This window comes from Paenibacillus sp. MZ04-78.2 (genome assembly GCF_024213375.1).
Classification (GTDB): domain Bacteria; phylum Bacillota; class Bacilli; order Paenibacillales; family NBRC-103111; genus Paenibacillus_G.
In genome coordinates this window covers 1-19,621 of record NZ_JANAVJ010000041.1, presented here as the reverse complement: position 1 = coordinate 19,621, position 19,621 = coordinate 1, and the positions used below count along the sequence as shown (strand labels likewise).

Sequence of the window (19,621 nt, the reverse complement as noted above, 5' to 3'; positions counted from 1 at the left end):
TGGTTTTTTTGCTTGCTTAGCTTCCGTTTGATCAACTTGAACAGCTTCCTACCGCTCAACCATAAGCTGAGTATAGTTGCAATCCATTTGGCTACATCCAGCAGCGCCACTCTCCGCTAATGCACATTTTCCCGCCCACCCAATCAAGGGGCATATGACCATCATAAGGTATACTAGGCCAAACGGAAGGAGGATATATACATGAGCTTCGTAAAAGGGTTCGGCGGCTTTACTTCTACGGGCGTAATCCTCGTATTGTTTATCTTGTTGGTAATCGTATCTTGTGCTCTCTGGATCTAATCCGGGGCACAAGCCAAGCTCTTTTCTTCAAGCACAGGCATCCGGGAAGGGGGGGTTCATTGCGAACTCCCTTTTTGGGCATTTTCAACTACATAGATTCGCTCATGGCTTCAGCAGACGGATAAACGCAAGCAGCGGCTGCGACATCCATTTTTTGGGATGGAAAAACATCTGCAGGTCGAACCGGATATCGGGGTGGGCAAAAGGCAGCGCCTGAAGGCGCCCGCGCCGTACCTCGTCTTCAACGACGATCTGCGGAAGGAGGGCCACCCCGAGCCCGTTCATCACGCACTGCTTGATCGCCTCGGGGTTGCCCAGCTCAAAACGGATGAGAAACGAGACGTTGTGCGCTCTTAATACGTTCTCGAACATGCCCCGGTAATTGCAGCTTTCCTCCGACATGATCAGCTCGACTCCGTTCAGATGATCCACGCCTACACCGCCGGATAACTGCGTGAGCGGATGACCGGGCGGCGCGATCAGCACCAGAGGCTCTTCCCGGATCGTCTCGCAGCGAAGAGCCGGGTCGGCTGGCTTGCCGTCGAGCAGCAGCCCGATATCGAACTCCCCCTCCTTCACTTTGCTGACGATCAACGATTCGCGTTCCGCTTGGATATGGATGTTCAATTCAGGAAAGCGTTCCTTCAGATGATGCAAATAGGGAGGAAGGTAATAGGCCGCCAGCGAATCGATCGCGCCGATCGTCAATGTCCCGCCAACCTGATTCCCGACGATTTCTTTGGATTGCGCGTACAAATCCAGCATCTGCCCGGCGAGCTTCAGCAGCACTTCACCGGGCGGCGTAAGCCGAAGCTGACGGCCGTGACGCTCGAACAAGGAAACGCCATATTCCCGCTCCAGCTTCTGAATTTGCATCGTGACGCTGGATTGCGCATAGCCGAGCTCCTCGGCCGCCCGGGTAAAGCTATGACGTTTAGCCACCTCGCGAAACGTCTGGAGATACGTCAGCTCCATGTGATCTCCGCTCCTATGATCAATATTATTGATGACGACTATCACTTATTATAGCTAACTCCGATGATCCAAACCATGGTAAAGTAGAGCCAAACCAAATTATTTAAACCCATGGAGGAATGTAAAAAATGCTAACCCAAGAGCAGCTAACTGGTGTTTACGTCCCGATCGTCACCCCGTTCGACAGTAACGGCGCCATAGATTTAACTTCATTCGAGCGGCACGTTCGTTGGCTTGCGGACCGCGGTATCCATGGTCTGGTCGTCAACGGGACGACAGGAGAATCGCCGACGGTAGCATGGGAAGAAGTCGAAGCTTTGGTGAAGGCCGCCAAAAACGCAGTCGGCGGAAAACTTCCGGTCATCGTCGGCACCGGAACGAACGATACCGCTTCGACCGTGAAGCGTACGGAGCTTGCGGGACGGCTTGGCGCGGATGCTGTGCTTGTCGTTGTCCCTTACTATAACCGCCCGTCGCAGGAAGGCATCGCCGCCCATTTCCGCAAAGCGGCGGAGGTAGGCATTCCCGTTATCGCCTACGACAACCCGTCGCGTGCTGGAGTGGGGCTGACGGCGCAGACGGCCGGAGCCATTCTGGAGCTGGACGGGGTGATCGGTCTGAAGGACAGCTCCGGCGGCATTCAGCTGCTTACAGAATTGTCCCGCTTGAACAGCAAACCGTTGCTGTGCGGCGACGACTCCTACGCTTACGCCATGCTTTGCTGCGGGGCCAAGGGCGGCATCCTCACCGCCGCCAACGTGGCGCCGGAAGCTTTCGTCGAAGTGCACCGGCAGTTCGCCGAAGGAGACTTGAACGGAGCGAGACAAACGTTCGAAGGACTGCTTCCGCTCATCCGGCTTCTTTTCCGGGAATCTAGTCCGGCGCCGGTCAAGTGGGTTCTGGCTCATCAGGGCATTATCACCTCGGAGGCTCTCCGCCTGCCGATGACCGGCATCAGCGCAAAGCTTCAGCAGGAGCTCGGAGCGTATTTAAGCCGGTAAGCCGGTACAATAAACCGACGGTCCGGACAAAAACAACCGTGAGACGTACCGAAAAAGCCCTCCGCTTGAAGCGGAGGGCTTTTTCTGACCCAACCTGTTGTTACATACGGAAAAACAATTGGATAAACGCCCCGCCAACGAGCCAATAGCTAACGATGCAGCTGAGCACGATGAGGATAACGTTTTTCAAAAACTTCATCTCTTCAACCCCAATATCCTTTAGGTTCACCCATGATCGTAGCGCCGAGCTTCCTACCCGTTTTCGGCGTACAGTGCCTAAGTGCGGCTCCAGATGTCATTGGACAGAAGGACCCTTATATTGTAGACGAATGAACCTGCGAATAGGTTCAACTCCCTATTTTCACAGAAGGAACCGCGCTGCCCCATGAACGCCAATCGCCGCCAGCGCTTCTGTACCAAGGCAAGGTACTCGGCCGCCGGCGGCGATAGTTTATTGAAATTCGATTCAGCCTGTGCGCTTACACCCAGCCGCGGGCTTCCATCGCTTTGGAAATCCGCTCCATCGAGATCATGTAAGCGGCCGTGCGCAGATCGGTTTTGTATTGGGTTGCCAGATCTTGAACCGCGCGATACGCTTCCGTCATCGCCGTCTCGAGCTTGGAGTTTACCTCTTCTTCGCCCCAGTAATAGTTCATCAGGTTCTGAACCCATTCGAAGTAGGAAACCGTCACGCCGCCGGCATTCGCCAAAATATCCGGAATCACCTTTACGCCATTGCCGAACAAAATTTCGTCCGCTTCCGGCGTCGTCGGTCCGTTGGCCGCTTCCGCTACGATATTTGCCTTGATCTGAGCGGCATTCGCCGATGTAATGACATTCTCAAGTGCAGCTGGCACCAAAATATCGACATCCAGCTCCAGCAGCTTCTCCGGTTGAATAGCGAACGATGCGCCGTATGCGGACAGACCTCCCTGATCCTTCAGCTGCTCCACACGGTTCAAATCCAGTCCTTGCGGGTCGTAAATCGCGCCGCGAGAGTCGCTGACGGCCACAATGCGGCAGCCCAGTTCCGACAGCAGCTTCGCCGCAATCCGGCCGGCGTTGCCGAAGCCTTGAATGGCTACCGTCGCGCCTTCCGGCGTCTTGCCCATATCCTTCAGCGCCTCTTGAATCGTGAAGACGCAGCCGCGGGCCGTCGCTTCGTTTCTTCCCTTGGAGCCCCCGATAATCAGCGGCTTGCCGGTAATGACGCCCGGGCTGTTGAAGCCCTTCAAACGGCTGAACGTATCCATCATCCAGCCCATAATTTGCGGGGTCGTGTACACGTCCGGCGCCGGAATGTCTTTCTCCGGTCCGACGATATCGGCGATCGCTTCCATGAATGCCCGGCTGACACGCTCCAGCTCGCCCTTGCTCATTTCGCGCGGGTCGCAGATGACTCCGCCCTTACCGCCACCGTACGGGAGGCCGACAACGCCGCATTTGAAGCTCATCCACATCGACAGCGCCTTAACCTCATCCAGCGTCACGTCCGGATGGAACCGGATACCGCCCTTCGTCGGACCGATCGCATCGTTATGCTGAGAACGGTAGCCTTCAAATACGCGGACTTGGCCGTTGTCCATCTTCACGGGAAACGTGACGGACAGCACCCGTTTCGGTTGCTTCAAAATTTCTACAACCTCTTTGGGCAAGTTTAGTAGAGTAGCCGCATGCTCGATTTGCCTTTGAGCAATTTTAAACGGGTTTAGATTTTCTGCAGTCAATGTAGTAACAGTCATTGATTCTCTCCATCTCCTTCTATGCTTTAACGTAATACTGAAATAATGAGTTGTTCTTTATTTTATAGGGATCGACTTCCACTTTCAACCGTTTTTTTTGACAATATTCGCAAAAATATCAGAAAACCTCAATAAACCTTTCATCATATGTTATTTTTATTTTAATAATGATGTATAATATAGTTGACGTATATCCAAAATTTGTATGATGGGATGAAGAAATCATGCTGACGTTTGAGGAAAAGATTACCCTGATCGAATCGTTTGCAGAGCTGGAGAGAAAAAACGTGTCCTTGGGCCGGGTAAATTATCACTATGAGCAGAGCGCTTATGACAAGAAGACGGTTGTCTATCATTTGCATCCGAACGGCAACGGCTTCGTCTATGCCGGCCATTTGTCCGGTTACGATACCGATGAGCGTGGGATGGTGAACATCCGGGACTTCACCGCAGATGCGCTCCGCTCGATTGTCGAAGCCTCGATCCGCTCCCTTGCGCCCAAGACGGTAAAGGAACAAGTCGTTACTGGCGACGCGGAAATCGAAGAGCGCTGGATCAGTCCGGATAAGCAGACCTTGATGCTGCTGTATGAGAACGAGCTGTGGTGCGTCTATGCCGGTTTAAATCTCGAAGCGGCCTTCGAGGCGTACGAGGAAGCCGAAGAGTATTTAACGGAGGAAGGTTTCTCGCGGCAATAGCCCTCGTCCATCTGCGAGGGCCATGTCTGCCGGGGATGGACATGTTCTTATCACGGCCGTCGGATGACAGGCAGCTTACGCTTCAAGTTAAGACGGACATCTTGGATCTGTCAGCTCCCCTCCTCCGGCCGTGACCCGCCTGCCGCCGTGCCAGTTTCAACCGATCTTACGACCACCCGTCTCAGGTCCTCCACGAACAAACGCATAAGCCCCGGCCTGCGCCGGACGGCGAGCGGATGGTAGCTGACGGTCGTCGGCAGCCCGTCGATATCGTACCAGCTTCCCCTGAGCCGCTTGACCTCCACTTCCGGGTCCTGAAAAAACGCCTGTACCGCCACGTTCCCCAAGCAGATCATGAGCTTCGGCCGCTTCTGCTCCAACTGGGAAAGCAGGTGCGCCCGGCAGCTATTCCTCGCGGCCTCTTTGTCGTATTTGCGAATCGGCCGGCATTTCAACACGTAGGTCACATAAACGTCGTTCATATCGAGTCCCGCTTCTGCCGCACCGAGCTGCAGTGTGGCGCGAGTACCGCAGACAAAAGTGCGGCCCTCCCGGTCTTCCCGCGCCCCAGGGTTATCCAGCAGCATGATGACCCGGCCTTCCGGATTGCCTTCCCCCCATATGACGCGAGTCCGCTGGTTCGCCAACTCGCATAGCCGGCAGGAGGCCGCGTACAGTGGTGCGGCTTCCTCCGGCAGAGTGATTGGATCATTGTCGGTCATGGATTCGGCTTCCTTCCCGATAGGATGTCGGTTTTTTTACAGGATGTTCCGGAAGCCCTGAGTTTATGCATGGCGCGTGGTACAGTCTTCCATAGCTCCTTCCGACGAAACCCGGCCATGGGAAAAAGCCGAAGCAGCGCTCCGGCTTTTTCTTTCGCCTGTCGTTTCCGCTACATCCGCTCCACAATGGACCGGGCAATCCACACTCCGGCTGCGCCCGCTTGGGCCAACCCCCGGGTCACGCCCGCGCCGTCGCCGCCACAGTACAAGCCGCCGATCACCGTTTCAAGCTGCTCGTTCAGCTTCGGCCGGGCCGAATAGAACTTTGCCTCCACACCGTAGAACAGGGTATGCTCCGATGCGATGCCTGGCGTCACTTTGTCGAGCGCCTCGACCATTGCGATCAGACTTTTCATCGTATTGTACGGGAGCACGAGGCCCAAATCCCCAGGCACGGCCTCCTTCAGCGTCGGCTCCAGAAACCCTTCCTGAATGCGCCCTGCCGTCGAGCGCCGGCCGCGAATGATGTCGCCATACTTCTGAACGATCACGCCGCCGCTTGACAAATCGTTCGCCCGCTTGCAGATTTCCCGCGCGTACTCGTTCGGCTTGTCGAACGGTTCGGTAAACCGGTGGGAGACGAGCAGCGCGAAGTTCGTATTGAGCGAGCCGAGCGCCGGGTCCTTGAAAGCATGCCCGTTGGCCGCCATAACCCCGCTGTGGTTCTCGACCACGACATGGCCCGACGGATTGCTGCAGAATGTCCGCACCCGCGTGCCGACCGATGTGTTGAAAATAAATTTGCCCTCGTACAAGTGCTCGTTAATCTCGCGCATGACGACATCGGACGTCTCCACCCGGACGCCGACGTCCACCTGGTTATTGAACATCGGGATGCGCCGCTTGCGGAGAATTTCCGTCAGCCATGCCGAACCGTCCCGTCCCGGCGCGACGATCACAGCATCCGCTTCCAATTCCTCGCCGCTGGACAGCACGACGCCTTGCACCCGGTGCCCTTCCGCTTCTTTCACCGTCAGCACGTCGGCTACTTCCGTCTTGAACCGCATCTCGATATGCTGCTTCAAATAGTCGTTGATCGATTTCAAAATTTCCAAATTTATCTCAGTGCCCAGATGCCTGACCTGCGCCCGCAGAAGCTTGAGTCCGGCCGCATAGCCGCGCTGCTCGATGGAGCGCACGACCTCGGTCATCGGGTCGGTGATCGTGTCAGGAGCGCCATGCTGCAGATTGAGACCGTCAACGTAACGGATAAGGTCCAGCACCTGCGACGGGGGCAAATAATCGGTCAGCCATCCGCCGAATTCCGTCGTAATGTTGAACTTCCCGTCGCTGTAAGCGCCCGCTCCGCCGAACCCGCCCGTGATCGAACAGGCCGGCAGACAGCCCGCGTACTCCTTCTTCCCCGCCGGGGGAGGACAGAGCCGGATCTTTTCCTCCAGAATCGGACACCGACGGCTGGCGATATCGTGTCCTTTATCAATTAACAAAACGCGCTTGTGAGGCGCTTTCAACGTCAGCTCATAAGCGGCAAAAATCCCCGCTGGTCCGGCTCCTACAATAATCACATCAAAGTGCTTGCCCATCTTCGCTTTCCCTCCATAGAACGAATAGTCTCGTGCCTACCCGCCAGAAGACGCAAGAAATCCCGGCCTCGAACGGGTATGGAAAACCCGCCGCTCGTAGCCAGGAATTGTCGGTTCCTTGTAGAGACCTCCGGCCCGTCATGCCGAAGATATACGAACAGTCTCATCTGTGACGCTTATTCAGTTTACGTTATTTAGGGTATCGAAATTTCAGATCGCTGTCAAGGGACTATCTTAATTTCGTTCGTGTTTTACATAAAAATTATACGTTAACCCTGTAATCTCGTCCAATATAAAATGAAATCACGAACATTTCCACTATTCCCCGCTTCATGTTCCATCGTTCGGTAACGATTCTGAATCCGCTGACGAGCCTTTTGCTGCTTACGGGGCGTCTACAACTAACTTAACTCATCCTCGGAGACCCGTTACTTTGCCTGAACATGTCGATATGCTCGCGCAGAAAAGCATCCAGCGTGCGCGGCTCTCTACCGAGCAGACGCTTCACGGTGTCCATAGGCTTTTCCGGCAGCGCTAGTTTCGTGTCAACCGGTTTTTCTTGATCCTAAGCTTGATTCCGAGAAACCCACACACTAAAATAAAATCGGCTTGCAACTTGCAGTCCGGCAAGGTTATCGCACGCTATCATCACATGCAAGACATTCGGAGGAAACTATGGGACTGGATATCATCCTATACGATGATAAAAACGCCAAGGCAGGATTCATTGAAATCCCGAGCAGTTTACATGAAGCTATATTCATGGGCACACCACAATGGAGCAGTTATCCCCATTTAAGAAAAATCAAGGATTACTACAAGACGAACGTCCGGCTTCACCAACCCGATCTGCACCATTTTGTCGAAGACTTAAAACAAGTCAGACTGTTCATGGATTCTGCGCATCATGCAGCGCTGGACAGTTTAATCGATGTCTTGAGTCAAAGCCATGTTCAAGCGATCCATGTGGCCGGCGATTGAGAGCCAGTCGCATTGTAGTGGAATAGCTAGGATTGATACTTACTATCTTGTCTAGCTTGCTCAAGGTTGACATGGAGCAATTCGACCCGGAAATCCATCTCCATCTGGTGAATGAGCGTGAGGATATCTTCCATCGTCAACATATGCATTGATTTTCCACGCTGACGAACCATACTTTTGAGTGTGAAAATAACTTCTTGGCATGTTTGAATCTGCAATAGCAACTTGGCTTCTTCGCCTAACAAGATCTTATACTTGGCTGCATCTTCCATACTTGTACCTCCCGCTAATTTGTTTTTGTTACTTTTATAGGTCTTACTCTTAAGAGTATGAAAATATTATATTACTTTTAAGCGTAAGTTTCAATGATAACTTTTGATTCTTATGCTATAGTATTTGTGATTTATACTGTCAAACGTAACTTCTCTTTAGTGGAGGGAATACCATATGAGAATCAAAATCCGATTGAAGGAACTGTTAGAGGAAAGAGGAATTAGCCAGCGGCAGCTCTCACTGAGAATGAATATGCGTCCCGCAACCATCAACCATCTCTGTTCTAATTCCGTAGACAGAGTTTATATTCGCACGTTGGAACAAATCTGCGAAGCCTTGGATATTACCGTAGACCAACTTATTGTCTCGGTAAACGAGAAAGAAGACGTGGCCGATAAATAGCACTGTGGCGCTGTGGATGTAGTCAAATGGATTGCAGCTATTCTTATGGCTGAGCAGTACGAAGCTATTCAAATTGATCAAACGGAAGCTAAACAAGCGAAAAAACCACCGTCAATAAGGTTACAGCCCTGACCGGTGGTTTTTTCGCTTAGATTGAAAAACTATGCGCGCCGTGGGGTAAATCACAGCTTCGTTTATCCAAAGAGCCGTTTAGTGTTGGCGCACTAGCGGCTCTCTTTATCGACCGTTTCCTTCCGATACCGCTGCGTTTTTTACGACGTAACTGGCGTAATGTTCCGTGCTTTGAACACTTCGCCGACCACATTCAAGGCCCCGCATGCTTTCGGGAACCCAGCGTAACCTGCGCAGTGCAGGACGATCTCTAAAATTTCCTCCGGCGTCAAGCCAACGTTCAGCGCCGCATGCACATGGAACGGCAGCTGCTCCGTCGCCCCTTGCGTGATGAGCGAGGTGATCGTAATAATCTCCCGCTGCTTCAGGTCCAGCGTCTTGCGCGAATACAAATCACCGAATCCGAAGGATACGATCTGATGCGCCATATCCGGAAAAAAAGCGCCGATATTCCCAATCGTCTGCGCCCCTTCCTCTCCGACCATCTCCAACAACGTCTTCATACCCCGTTCGTACCGTTCGGCGTTCGTCAACCGGTCTTCGCTTCCCATCGTATTCACCTCTGCTTATGTATTTATGACCCTCTCCAGTTACCCGCGCGCCATCGTCGGCGGAATTTCCAGCGGGTCGGCCATCACTTCGATCACAGCCGTACGCCTCATTGCCAGCGCCTGCGTCACCGCAGCATACAGCTCGGCTTCGGTCGAGCAGCGGGACGCTTCCGCTCCCATCGCTTCCCCGAACTTGGCGGCGTGCACCGGCACCGTGTAATTCGTTCCGATCGCGCGGCCCAGATGCCGGGCCATCCCTTTCTCCACCATATCCAGACAGCCGTTGTTCAACACAACGAAAATGACCGGAGCGCCAGCATTCACCGCCGTCGATATTTCCGTGCCGTTCATGAACAGGCATCCGTCCCCGGTCAGGCATACGATCGTTTTGTCCGGCTCCGCGAGCTGAGCGCCGACGGCATACCCGATGGCGCGGCCCATCGTCGCATAGACTTCTTCGAAGTAGAACGTCCCGGGCACCTCAATATCAAAATGCTTTACCGCATAAAAGGAATGACTGCCCGCGTCGCCATACACCACAGCCTCCCCCGGCAGCGCCGACCGCAGAACACGCATCGTCTGCTGACCGGTCAGCCAGCGGCTCTCCGACGACCCCTCCGCTTCGGCGGCCGGTTCCGACGCAGCTGCAACCTCGGCATAAGAGCTTGTCAGCTCTACCCGACGGCCATCTGTCAAACGAAGCAGCTCCTGAAGATTTCGCTTCAAGTCCCCAAGCACCGGAAGCACCGGCACGGGTACCGCTTTACCGATAAACGTCGGCTCATAGTCGAAATGGATCATCCGCTGCGGGTACATGGCCGGCGTCAGTCCGGGCAGCTCCAAGTCGCTGAGCTGGCTGCCCACGACCATCATCACGTCGACGCCTTCGCTCATATAGGCTTTGGACGTGTCGTTGCCGCCCAGACCGAACGGTCCGAGTGACAGCGGATGCCCGGACACGAACGCGCCCTTGCCTCCCGGCATCGTCATCACAGGAATGCTCCATCGTTCGGCCAACTGCCGAAGCTCTTCGTAAGCCCGGCAAGCGTGCACGCCGCCGCCCACGAACAGCACCGGACGTCTTGCCGCATCGAGCCATTCGATCACTTGGTCGAGGTTGGCGGAAAGAACGGCCGGATAATGCGTCGGCAGCGGAATTTGAAAAGGCCGGACTTCTTCCGTCAAAACGTCCAGGGGAATGGAAAGATGAACGGGGCCTTTCACCCCGGTATAGGCTTGTTCGATCGCATGGCGCAGGTACGTATCCAGCAGCTCGCCGCGCTCGATGCGCGCACTGAATTTCGTCACCGGCTCGAACATCTTGACGAGATCGGTTCCGAACGGCGTGCTGTCCTGCCCGAGCACCTTGCCGATCTCTTGGATCGGCGGCTGGCCGGTCAAGAACAGGACCGGTACGCCCGTCGCCTTCGCTTGGCCCGCGGCGGTCAGCATGTTGACGCCGCCCGGCCCCGCCGTGCCCAGCGCCGCGCCAAGCCGCCCGCCTTCGAAAGCGTAGCCGGCCGCTGCGTACCCCGCTCCGCCTTCATGCTTGCTCAGCACGAAGGCGATGCCCTGCCGGTCCATCTCTATAACCAGAGGCGTCACCGGCTTGCCTGGAATGCCGAATACATGGGTAACGCCCCATTGAATCAAATGCTCCACTACCAATTGAGCTACAGTTTTCATGATGATCCCCTTTTTTGAAAGCATCAATATTTTCTTTTGACCTTCTCCTGCAGCTCCTGAAAATGCAGCTCAAATCTCTCCGCCGGAATCGGCTCGCTGAAGTAGTACCCTTGCACTTCGTTGCATTTTTGGTACTGCAGGAAACGGAGCTGGTCTTTCTCTTCGACGCCTTCCGCAATAACCTCCAGCCCCAGATTGTGCGCCATCGCGATAATGGTGCCGACGATGTCCGAATCATGGGAATTCGTTATAATATCCCGCACGAACGACCGGTCGATCTTCAGGCGGTCGATGGAAAACTTTTTCAAATAATTCAGCGAGCTGTATCCCGTTCCGAAATCGTCGATGCTGATTTGAACCCCAAGGTCATGCAGCTGTCGCAGCGTCGGAATCGTATGCTCCACATCCATCGTCATCGTTTCGGTAATTTCCAGCTCAAGGAATTTCGGCTCAAGCCCGGTCTCCTCCAACATGCCCTTGACCATCTCGGCAAGATATTCTTTGGAAAATTGTTGGGAAGACAAATTCACAGCGACGCGCATCGGCGGCAGCCCTTTTTCCTGCCAGCTCTTGTTCTGCATGCAGGCGGTGCGCAGCACCCATTGATCCAACTGGATAATAAGTCCGGTTTCTTCCGCTAGCGGAATGAACTCAAAAGGAGACACAAGCCCGCGCTCGGGGTGGTTCCAACGAATCAGCGCCTCGGCGCCCTTGATATCCCCGGTTTTGATATCGATTTGCGGCTGGTAATACAGCACGAATTCATTGTTGTCGATCGCGCGGCGCAGCGACGTTTCCATCTTGATCTTTTCGTGGGACTTCGTCTGCATGTCGTCCGAATAGATGACATATTGATTTTTGCCGCGCTGTTTTGCCCGGTACATCGCCGTGTCCGCATGAATCATCAGCATCTCGATGTCGAGACCGTCGTCCGGATAGAACGCGATGCCGATGCTGGCCGTAATATGAAACTCGTACCCGTTCATGTTGAACGGATGCTGGAACAGGCCCAGAATGCGCTCGGCCCGATGCACGACCTGCTGTTCGTCCGTCACGATCGGGAACAGGAACATAAATTCGTCGCCGCCCATGCGGGCCACCAGATCCGTCGATTCGAGACTGCTCTTCAGCCGTTCGGCAATTTGCTTGAGCAGCAGATCTCCGTTGGAGTGTCCTAACGTATCGTTGACCAGCTTGAACCGGTCGAGATCCAGATACATAATGGCGATTCCAGACGGATGCAGCCCCCGCTTGGCCCGCTCCAGCAGAGGGACAAGCACTTGCTTGTAGTACCTTCGGTTGGGCAGCTTGGTCAAATCGTCGTGATTGGCCAAATAGTTGTATTTTTCCTCCGCCTCGTACCGATCCGTAATGTTCCGGAACTGGCCGAAGGCGCCGATGAGCCGTTTGTGCTCGTCATAGATCGGGAACGCGTCGAACAGACACACCGTACGCGCCCCGCCCCTCTTGCGCTCAAAGCTGATCTGAATATCTTCGTACTTCTTCCCATGGCGGATGACATCGTAGATGTATTGCCCCATGGGTTCAAGACATAGGACCGACCTCCCCAGAGTTTGCTCTTTGGACAGACCTGTAAGGTCTTGAGCAAAGTGATTAAAATCCGTAATTTCCCCCTCTTTATCGGTAATAATAATGCCGTTGCGTGTATTGTCCATCAGAATCTGATTCATAATGTCCAGCTTGCGGTTCTGCTTTCGAAGCATCAGTTCCCTCTCGATCGAGTCCACGGCGGTCGACAGCATGGTCACCATCAGCGGATTCTGGTATTCGATCGCCGTCATAATGATGATGCTTCCGAGCAGATTGTTGACATCGGAATAATGAAAAGCTACGGCGTAGCATGCGGTTTGATGCAGAACTTCGTGGTAATGATCGGGGCCAACCAATTGGATAGCGTTGCCGCTGTGCTTCAAAGAGAGGCTCACCACATTGGTGCCCATCACTTCCTCGGAAAATTGAATGCCGATACGGATGCCGAGCTGATTTATCGTGTTCCTGATGGCTTCATCCCCCATCATATGCAGGATAAACCCCCGTGCGTCGGCAACCGCCAACAAGATCGGCATGCCCTTCATCAAATCCATCATTTTGTTTCCAAAAAACTGGATGACGGACAAGATTTCTTCGTAGTCCTGCCGCTTGTCCTCCAGCTCTCTCGGCGTCATCACGACTCTGGGAAACGGAATCTCTTTCGGATTCATCCCCGCATGGCTGCAAACCGACTTGGACTCCATAATGTAGTTACTTAGCGACATACCCCCACCCTCTTCCAACGTGACATAAGGAATGTACGATCCCCTTGTATAACGATATGTATATAGTATACTTCTTCGCCACAAGAGCGACGATAGTGAATAGGGAAACAAACTTTCATGCCCGCTTTATTCTGATGGCGCGTTGAAGTGGCTTGGCGAAAGTGAAAGGTTCAGCGCCGCGTCGCTTGCCTTTTTCGGGCTGGTTCTCGGTCTTGGCGGTGCGCGGGGGACTGCAACAAAAAAAACGGAGGCGTCATGTGCGTCTCCGTTTGTTAGCGTGCGATGATGTGCTTCTATTGAATTGCATGCAGAACCATGCTAAAATGGAGATTGGTCGCCACCTATATTTTGGTTCAATTCTTTAAATTTACCCACTATCATAGTAACACATGCATCGGTGATTGTCAAATCTTTTGGAAAAAGGGGCGGTAACGTGGTTAACATGCAGCAGGCGTGGCAGGAAGAGCAGGAGCGGGTCGAACGGGTAACCCGGGACATCGGCAAGCGCATCGATACCCTCCAGCGGGAGGTCGGCGAGCTGAGGACGGATATCGTCGATATCCGCAAGCATTTTTGGGACGACGTGACCGTCAACTTGGACGCTCCCGACGAAGTCATAGAAACGTACGCAAGCTTGAAGCAGCAAGCGGAGGTGCTCGTCGGCCGCGAACACAGCCACCGGCACGCCCAGAAGCAACTGACGAAGCTGAAACGATTGAAAACGACCCCGTATTTCGGACGCATCGATTTTCTGGAAGACGGGGAGCGGCGCGCCGAAGCCGTGTACCTGGGCATCGGATCGTTCCTGGACGAGAGCGGCGAGCAGTTCCTGATCTACGACTGGCGCGCTCCCGTATCGAGCCTTTACTACGACTACCCGCCGGGACCGGCGCAGTATGAGACGCCCGGCGGCGTCATCTCCGGCGAGATGGAGCTGAAACGGCAATATATTATTCGCGACGCGGTCATCCGCAGCTTGTTCGACACCGGCGTCACGATCGGCGACGAGTTGCTGCAAGAAGTGCTCGGCAAGCATTCGGACGCTCAGATGAAGAGCATTGTCGCCACGATTCAAAAGGAACAGAACCGGATCATCCGCAACGAGCGCAGCCGTCTGCTGATCGTGCAAGGCGCTGCAGGCAGCGGCAAAACGTCGGCCGCCCTGCAGCGGGTCGCGTACCTCCTGTACCGGTACCGGGAAACGCTGAGCGCGGAACAGATCGTGCTCTTCTCGCCTAACCCGATGTTCAACAGCTACGTCTCTACCGTGCTGCCCGAGCTCGGAGAGGAAAACATGCAGCAGACGACGTTCCAGGAATATCTGGAGCACCGGCTTGGCGGCACGTTCCGTGTGGAAGACCCGTTCGAGCAAGCGGAATACACGCTCACGGCAGCCGGAGACCCCGGCTATGACGCGCGAATCGAAGGAATTTTGTTCAAAGCGGGCACTTCGTTCATGCATATGCTGGAGCGGTATGCGGAGCGGCTCGGAAGAGAAGGGCTGCTTTTCAGGGACGTGAGCTTCCGCGGGGAGCCTATCGTCGCGGGCGGACAGATCGCAGACTATTTCTACAGCCTCGATCCGGCACTACCGATTCCGAACCGGATGATCCTGACCTCCGAATGGCTGCTGAAGGAACTGAAGCGGCTCGGGCGGCGGGAGCGGTCCAAGCCGTGGGTCGAGGACGAGATCGATCTGCTCGACAAGGAGGCGTATCTGCAGGCCTATCATCAGTTGCAGCGCAGAAAACAGCATGCCGAAGACATGTTCAACGACTTCCAGCGCGAACAGGAGCTGCTGGCCGCGATGGTTGTCCAGGAGCATTTCAAGCCGCTCCGCGTGAGCGCCAAGCGGCTCGAATTCATCGACGTCCCCGCCGTATACCGGCAGCTGTTCGCCGAGCCGGGACGCTTCGCGGACCTCGCGCCCGAAGCCGGCCTGCCGCCGCATTGGGAGGATATATGCAAGCAGACGGCGGAGAAGCTGGAGCGCGGCGAGCTAGCCAGCGAGGACGGGGCGCCGTATTTGTACTTGAAGGAGCGGATCGAGGGCTTCCAGACGAACAACACGGTCCGTCACGTCTTTATCGATGAAGGACAGGACTACACGCCGTTCCAATTCGTGTTCATCCGGCGGCTGTTCCCGCGCAGCAAAATGACCGTGCTCGGCGACTGGAACCAAGCCATCTACGCGCATGCCTCCGCCAATACGGACGGCTTCGCGCCGCTGACCTCGCTGTACGGGCCGGAGCATACGGAGACGAACGTGCTGACGCGAAGCTACCGCTCGACGCGAGAGATCGTCGAGTTCACCCGTGGCCTGCTGGCGGACGGCACGGCCATCGAGCCGTTCAACCGCGGCGGCAGCCTGCCGGTCGTCACGGAAGCGGCGGATCGGGCCAATCTGAGCGCCAAGGTCGCCGGGCGCATCCGGGCCCTGCTGGCGGACGGCCACAAGACGATCGGCGTCATCTGCAAGACGGCGGCGGAGAGCCGGGAAGCGTACGACGCGCTGCAAGAAGCAGGGGTCACGCTTCGCCTCGTCGGGACGGAGACGGCCTCCTTCGAGCCCGGCGTGCTGGTGATCCCGTCGTACTTGGCCAAGGGCGTCGAGTTCGACGCGGTCGTCATCTACAACGCCTCGATGGAGCACTACGGCCGGGAAGCCGAGCGCAAGCTGTTCTACACGGCTTGCACGCGGGCGATGCACGAGCTGTACGTGTACCATACCGGCAAGCGCAGCCCGTTTCTGGACGGCGCTTCCCCCGACACTTATACCACCGGTCATTGATCGGTCGCACGAATAAAGCCTCCGGCGAGCCTGTGGATGTTGAATCCATAGGAGCCGAAGGCTTTTTTTAATAGGCCAATACCGTTATTTCAGGCCGTCCAAGAAAGGACGGTGGCTGTTGACAAAGCCGTAGCCGCTCGCCGCATCCCAGTTGATGGACCAAGTCATGAGTCCTTTGAAGCCGGGATAGCCGGCCGGGTTTTGCAGCTTGTAGTTGCCGCCGAACGACGTGCCCTTGACGAGATACGTGATCGCCTTCTGCACCTCGGCCGCCGGCGTATATCCGCCTCCGGCCGCGCTCGGCACCGCAGGTACGCCGATGGCGACCTGCTCCGGACGCAGCGCCGGGAAGACGTTGTTCGCATTGTTATTGACCGGGAAGCCCTTCAGCAGCATCTCGGCCATGGCGACGTGGAAATCCGCCGTGCCTTGTGCGTAAGAGCGGCCGTCAAGCCCCGTCATCGAGCCGCTGTTGTAATGCTGAACGTGAATATAGTTCAGCTTGTCGCGCAGCGCGTGGATGATCGGCAGGTACGCGCCCCAAGGGCCGCCGTAAGCGCCCATCCCGCCTTGCACGTACGCCGTCTCCGGCGCCATCGTCAGCACGAAGCCGCTGCCGAACGTGCTGCTGAGCGTGCGGACTGCGTCAATTAGATTCACGATGCCCGGCGTCGTCGGGTTTTTGAAGTCCGTATCGCCGCCGTTCAGCGCCACCGAGCTGCCTTCCAGATCGATATCGATCCCGTCGAAGCCGTACGTCTGGATAATCGAAGTCATCGTGCTGATAAATTGCTGCTTCTTCGTCGCATCGGACAGCGTAACCGTGCCGTTGGCGCCGCCAAGGGAGATCAGCACCTTTTTACCCTGGTCCTTCAAATACGCGACATCCGCTTTGAATTCTTCTACCGTCGCATTGAATGGCGTAAAGGCAATCGTACCGCTGCCCGGAGAAACCGGCTCGGCAAAAGCGACGTTGATCACGTCGTATTTCTTCGAAACGTCCCGCAGCTTGAGCACTGAGGACCCGTTATCGAAGTTGTGCCAATAGCCCACGATGATCTTGCCCCCGCCTCCGGACGGCGCCGGTTCGGTTTTCCCTTGCACACTCGCTCCGGCCGAGACGTTGCCGGCCGCGTCATTCGCCTTCACGGTGAACGTATACGCCGTGTCAGCGGCAAGCCCGGCCACCGTCGCCGTTGTGCCCGCGACGCTCAGAGAGCCGGAGCCGTAATCCACCGTATAGCCGGTGACGCCTACGTTATCTGTGGAAGCCGTCCAGGACAGCGAGATGCTGGACGATGTTTTCCCCGTAACGGTCAGATTCGTCGGCGCGGTCGGCGGCTGCGTATCGCCCGACGCCGGGTCCGTCGTCACCGCGACGGCTTGGCTTGCGGCGGACACGTTACCTGCCGCGTCCTTCGCTTTCACCGTGAACGTGTACGCCGTGTTCGCCGACAAGCCTTCGATTGTGGCAGTCGTTCCTGTCACGCCCGCCGCAACTGTAGATCCGTTGTACACGTCATAACCGGTGACGCCTACGTTATCCGTCGAAGCGTTCCAAGCGAGGGTCACGCTGTTGGACGTTTTGCCCGTCGCCTTCAAGCCGGACGGAGCCGTCGGCGGCTGTGTATCCGTTCCGCCGCTGCCGCCGGCCTTCCATAAGGCCGGGACGTTCGGCGGCTCCCAGCCGTTCAGCGATGTATGCGGTTGCAAGCAGGTGTACGTCTGCCCTGTATACGTTACCACATCGCCGGCTTTGTAGGCGGTGTTCGGCTGCCACTCGGCCGCGCCGAGCGCCATCGCCGGAATCAGACTAAGCAGGAGCAAAGCGACTACAGTCAAAGAAAACGCTTTCCTAATGGTGCGCCGAAACGCGATTTGCGCAAAACTCATTCATGAATCCCTCCTGAAAATATGGATAAAAAATACCGGGAACATTCCATCAATCGACGACGGCTGCGGTAGGCTCACCCCCTTTCGAACCGGGCTTGTACTCTCATTTAACCATGGCTTCGGCAGGGCAGATAGGGATACATTCCATTTTTTAGGGGATAAAATTGTGCAAAAAACGGTGGCCGCCAAATCTGAACCATGAACCCCGGCAACAGGTTCGGGCTGGTAACATTCACTATCGTTTAGTGCTAAAATTTTTATTGACTTATAATTTTGCGTTCAAGTAAAATTAAACACGTCGATTCTATTGATAATGATTATCAATGTTAATTAGGTTCCATCTTTTGAGAGCGGGGGTTCCCATGCACAAACTGTCGTTCACTTTACTTGGCTTTGTTTTCGCGTTCAGCCCCTGTCCGCCTGCGGCTCTGCGCCCGCTCCATCGGCCCAGGCGAACAACGGACAAGCTTCCCCCGCACCGTCCAAAGCCGAAAACAGTACCGTATCCGACGCGGCGATCAAAGAAGGAACCGCGAAACTGCTGAAAACGGCGAAGCAGCTGAGAAAAGCCGCAACAGCAGGCGACGAAGCCAAGATCAAAGAGCTGGGACCTAAATTGGAAGACGCTTGGGGCGCTTTCGAGGATGGAGTCAAGCCGAAATACCCGGACCTGTATGAGAAAATCGAAAAAAATCTCGACCCGGCATCGCGGCGACCAAAGCATCGCCCCTGAATAAAGAAGTGTTGTCCAAAGCCAACGACCAACTGATCCAAACACTGTACGAGCTGTCGCAAAAATTAATTCCTGCCGACCAGATCAAAGCCGGAGCCACTCAAATGCTCGGCATCGCCGGAGACTTGAAAAAAGAAATCGAGGCGGGGAACGAAGCGAAGGTGAAGGAGCTGGGGCCTAAATTGGAGGACGTATGGAGCACCTTCGAGGACGGTGTGCGCCCACGCAATGCCGAGCTGTACGAGAAGCTCGAAAAAAGCTTGAACCCCGAAGTAGCGGGTTCCCAGAAGAGCCCTCTGGACAAGCAAGCGTTGTCCCAATTGAATGACGGATTGACGCAAGCCTTAAACGAACTGCTGCAAACGATCAAGTAAACAACGAAAAGAGAAGGATGCGCTTAAGTAGTTCAATTTTAAGATAGAAAAATAAAATAACACCATAATTTTTAGTCCAATTCTGCATATGAATTGGACTATTTTGTTGATATACCAATGTTTGTGTCTAAATTTAATATTAATTTCTATGCGGAAGTTGTTATAATTTATATAAGGGGGCTGCGATGTACAGATCCAATTTATTTTAGGTAGTTTACCGATTATTTATAGGGAGAGAAAAAATATGAACGAAGCATCACAAATATATTGGAATGAATATTGGGAGTCTCAGGCTCAAGATAAACCAAAATCAGTAAGTGCGTGGCAATTCGGAGCTAATCCAGACGATTTGGCTCAATTAGTAATAGATGGTGTAAAATCAGCCACTTGTTCTGGACTCGTTTTTTATGAAATAGACATCCATGCCGCTGGCGCGGCACCATCAGAAGGATGAAAATGGTGCCGCGTCGAACTTAGTCTTTACGGC

Annotated in this window: 17 protein-coding genes, 1 pseudogene and 1 riboswitch; of the genes and pseudogenes, 8 read left to right on the top strand and 10 right to left on the bottom strand. The window is 54.9% G+C overall.

The window, feature by feature from the left end:
- The first annotated feature begins 201 nt into the window (after positions 1-201).
- Entirely contained in the window at positions 202-300 is a 99-nt protein-coding gene (locus NLX71_RS21745) for a YjcZ family sporulation protein (RefSeq protein WP_254365856.1), read from the top strand.
- A gap of 102 nt (positions 301-402) precedes the next feature.
- Here the strand turns inward: NLX71_RS21745 and NLX71_RS21740 are convergent, their stop codons facing one another.
- The gene (locus NLX71_RS21740; protein ID WP_254365855.1) at positions 403-1,275 is read right to left on the bottom strand and encodes a LysR family transcriptional regulator; all 873 of its coding nucleotides are present in this window, start codon (positions 1,273-1,275) and stop codon (positions 403-405) included.
- 128 nt (positions 1,276-1,403) lie between these two features.
- On the opposite strand from NLX71_RS21740, the gene dapA reads away from it, so the two are divergent.
- Positions 1,404-2,276 carry a 4-hydroxy-tetrahydrodipicolinate synthase gene (dapA, locus tag NLX71_RS21735; RefSeq protein ID WP_254365854.1) on the top strand — a complete coding sequence of 291 codons (873 nt, stop codon included), beginning with the start codon at positions 1,404-1,406 and terminating at the stop codon, positions 2,274-2,276.
- 479 nt (positions 2,277-2,755) lie between these two features.
- Here the strand turns inward: dapA and NLX71_RS21730 are convergent, their stop codons facing one another.
- Positions 2,756-4,018, bottom strand: coding sequence for a Glu/Leu/Phe/Val family dehydrogenase (locus NLX71_RS21730; RefSeq protein ID WP_254365853.1), 1,263 nt, complete (start codon positions 4,016-4,018; stop codon positions 2,756-2,758).
- 224 nt (positions 4,019-4,242) lie between these two features.
- Between NLX71_RS21730 and NLX71_RS21725 the strand changes: the two genes are divergently transcribed.
- On the top strand, positions 4,243-4,716 hold the full coding sequence (locus NLX71_RS21725) for a hypothetical protein (protein WP_254365852.1): 474 nt from the start codon (positions 4,243-4,245) through the stop codon (positions 4,714-4,716).
- 110 nt (positions 4,717-4,826) lie between these two features.
- On the opposite strand, the gene NLX71_RS21720 is transcribed toward NLX71_RS21725, so the two are convergent.
- Together NLX71_RS21720 and NLX71_RS21715 are read right to left on the bottom strand one after the other, a co-directional pair.
- Positions 4,827-5,438: a uracil-DNA glycosylase gene (locus NLX71_RS21720; RefSeq protein WP_254365851.1), complete on the bottom strand. Its 612-nt coding sequence runs from the start codon at positions 5,436-5,438 to the stop codon at positions 4,827-4,829.
- Between the two features lie 170 nt (positions 5,439-5,608).
- On the bottom strand, positions 5,609-7,042 hold the full coding sequence (locus tag NLX71_RS21715; protein WP_254365850.1) for an NAD(P)/FAD-dependent oxidoreductase: 1,434 nt from the start codon (positions 7,040-7,042) through the stop codon (positions 5,609-5,611).
- A gap of 77 nt (positions 7,043-7,119) precedes the next feature.
- Positions 7,120-7,219, bottom strand: a riboswitch (purine riboswitch).
- A 498-nt stretch (positions 7,220-7,717) separates the two neighbouring features.
- Here NLX71_RS21715 and NLX71_RS21710 point away from each other — a divergent pair.
- The gene (locus NLX71_RS21710; RefSeq protein WP_254365849.1) at positions 7,718-8,023 is read left to right on the top strand and encodes a hypothetical protein; all 306 of its coding nucleotides are present in this window, start codon (positions 7,718-7,720) and stop codon (positions 8,021-8,023) included.
- Between the two features lie 26 nt (positions 8,024-8,049).
- Here NLX71_RS21710 and NLX71_RS21705 read toward each other — a convergent pair whose 3' ends face one another.
- Positions 8,050-8,295, bottom strand: a complete 246-nt coding sequence (locus tag NLX71_RS21705; protein WP_254365848.1) for a hypothetical protein — start codon at positions 8,293-8,295, stop codon at positions 8,050-8,052.
- A 175-nt stretch (positions 8,296-8,470) separates the two neighbouring features.
- Here NLX71_RS21705 and NLX71_RS21700 point away from each other — a divergent pair, with 175 nt between their 5' ends.
- A complete protein-coding gene (locus NLX71_RS21700; RefSeq protein WP_254365847.1) occupies positions 8,471-8,698 on the top strand; it encodes a helix-turn-helix domain-containing protein in 228 nt (75 codons plus the stop codon).
- A gap of 272 nt (positions 8,699-8,970) precedes the next feature.
- On the opposite strand, the gene NLX71_RS21695 is transcribed toward NLX71_RS21700, so the two are convergent.
- From NLX71_RS21695 to NLX71_RS21685, 3 genes are read right to left on the bottom strand one after another with little or no spacing between them, the layout of a single operon-like run.
- A complete protein-coding gene (locus NLX71_RS21695; RefSeq protein WP_254365846.1) occupies positions 8,971-9,381 on the bottom strand; it encodes a carboxymuconolactone decarboxylase family protein in 411 nt (136 codons plus the stop codon).
- A 39-nt stretch (positions 9,382-9,420) separates the two neighbouring features.
- Positions 9,421-11,067 (bottom strand): thiamine pyrophosphate-binding protein, encoded by a 1,647-nt coding sequence (locus NLX71_RS21690; protein ID WP_254365845.1) that lies wholly within the window; start codon positions 11,065-11,067, stop codon positions 9,421-9,423.
- A 23-nt stretch (positions 11,068-11,090) separates the two neighbouring features.
- Positions 11,091-13,343 (bottom strand): putative bifunctional diguanylate cyclase/phosphodiesterase, encoded by a 2,253-nt coding sequence (locus tag NLX71_RS21685; protein WP_254365844.1) that lies wholly within the window; start codon positions 13,341-13,343, stop codon positions 11,091-11,093.
- 442 nt (positions 13,344-13,785) lie between these two features.
- On the opposite strand from NLX71_RS21685, the gene helD reads away from it, so the two are divergent.
- Positions 13,786-16,134: an RNA polymerase recycling motor HelD gene (helD, locus tag NLX71_RS21680; protein WP_254365881.1), complete on the top strand. Its 2,349-nt coding sequence runs from the start codon at positions 13,786-13,788 to the stop codon at positions 16,132-16,134.
- An 84-nt stretch (positions 16,135-16,218) separates the two neighbouring features.
- On the opposite strand, the gene NLX71_RS21675 is transcribed toward helD, so the two are convergent.
- Both NLX71_RS21675 and NLX71_RS21670 read right to left on the bottom strand, forming a co-directional pair.
- Positions 16,219-18,027, bottom strand: a complete 1,809-nt coding sequence (locus NLX71_RS21675) for a fibronectin type III domain-containing protein (RefSeq protein ID WP_254365843.1) — start codon at positions 18,025-18,027, stop codon at positions 16,219-16,221.
- Between the two features lie 405 nt (positions 18,028-18,432).
- Complete coding sequence (locus NLX71_RS21670) at positions 18,433-18,627, bottom strand: hypothetical protein (protein WP_254365842.1); 195 nt, start codon at positions 18,625-18,627, stop codon at positions 18,433-18,435.
- 144 nt (positions 18,628-18,771) lie between these two features.
- Between NLX71_RS21670 and NLX71_RS21665 the strand changes: the two genes are divergently transcribed.
- The gene (locus tag NLX71_RS21665; RefSeq protein WP_254365841.1) at positions 18,772-19,134 is read left to right on the top strand and encodes a hypothetical protein; all 363 of its coding nucleotides are present in this window, start codon (positions 18,772-18,774) and stop codon (positions 19,132-19,134) included.
- Between the two features lie 244 nt (positions 19,135-19,378).
- Positions 19,379-19,552, top strand: a pseudogene (locus NLX71_RS21660) (ASCH domain-containing protein); the annotation flags it as partial.
- Between the last annotated feature and the right edge of the window lie 69 nt (positions 19,553-19,621).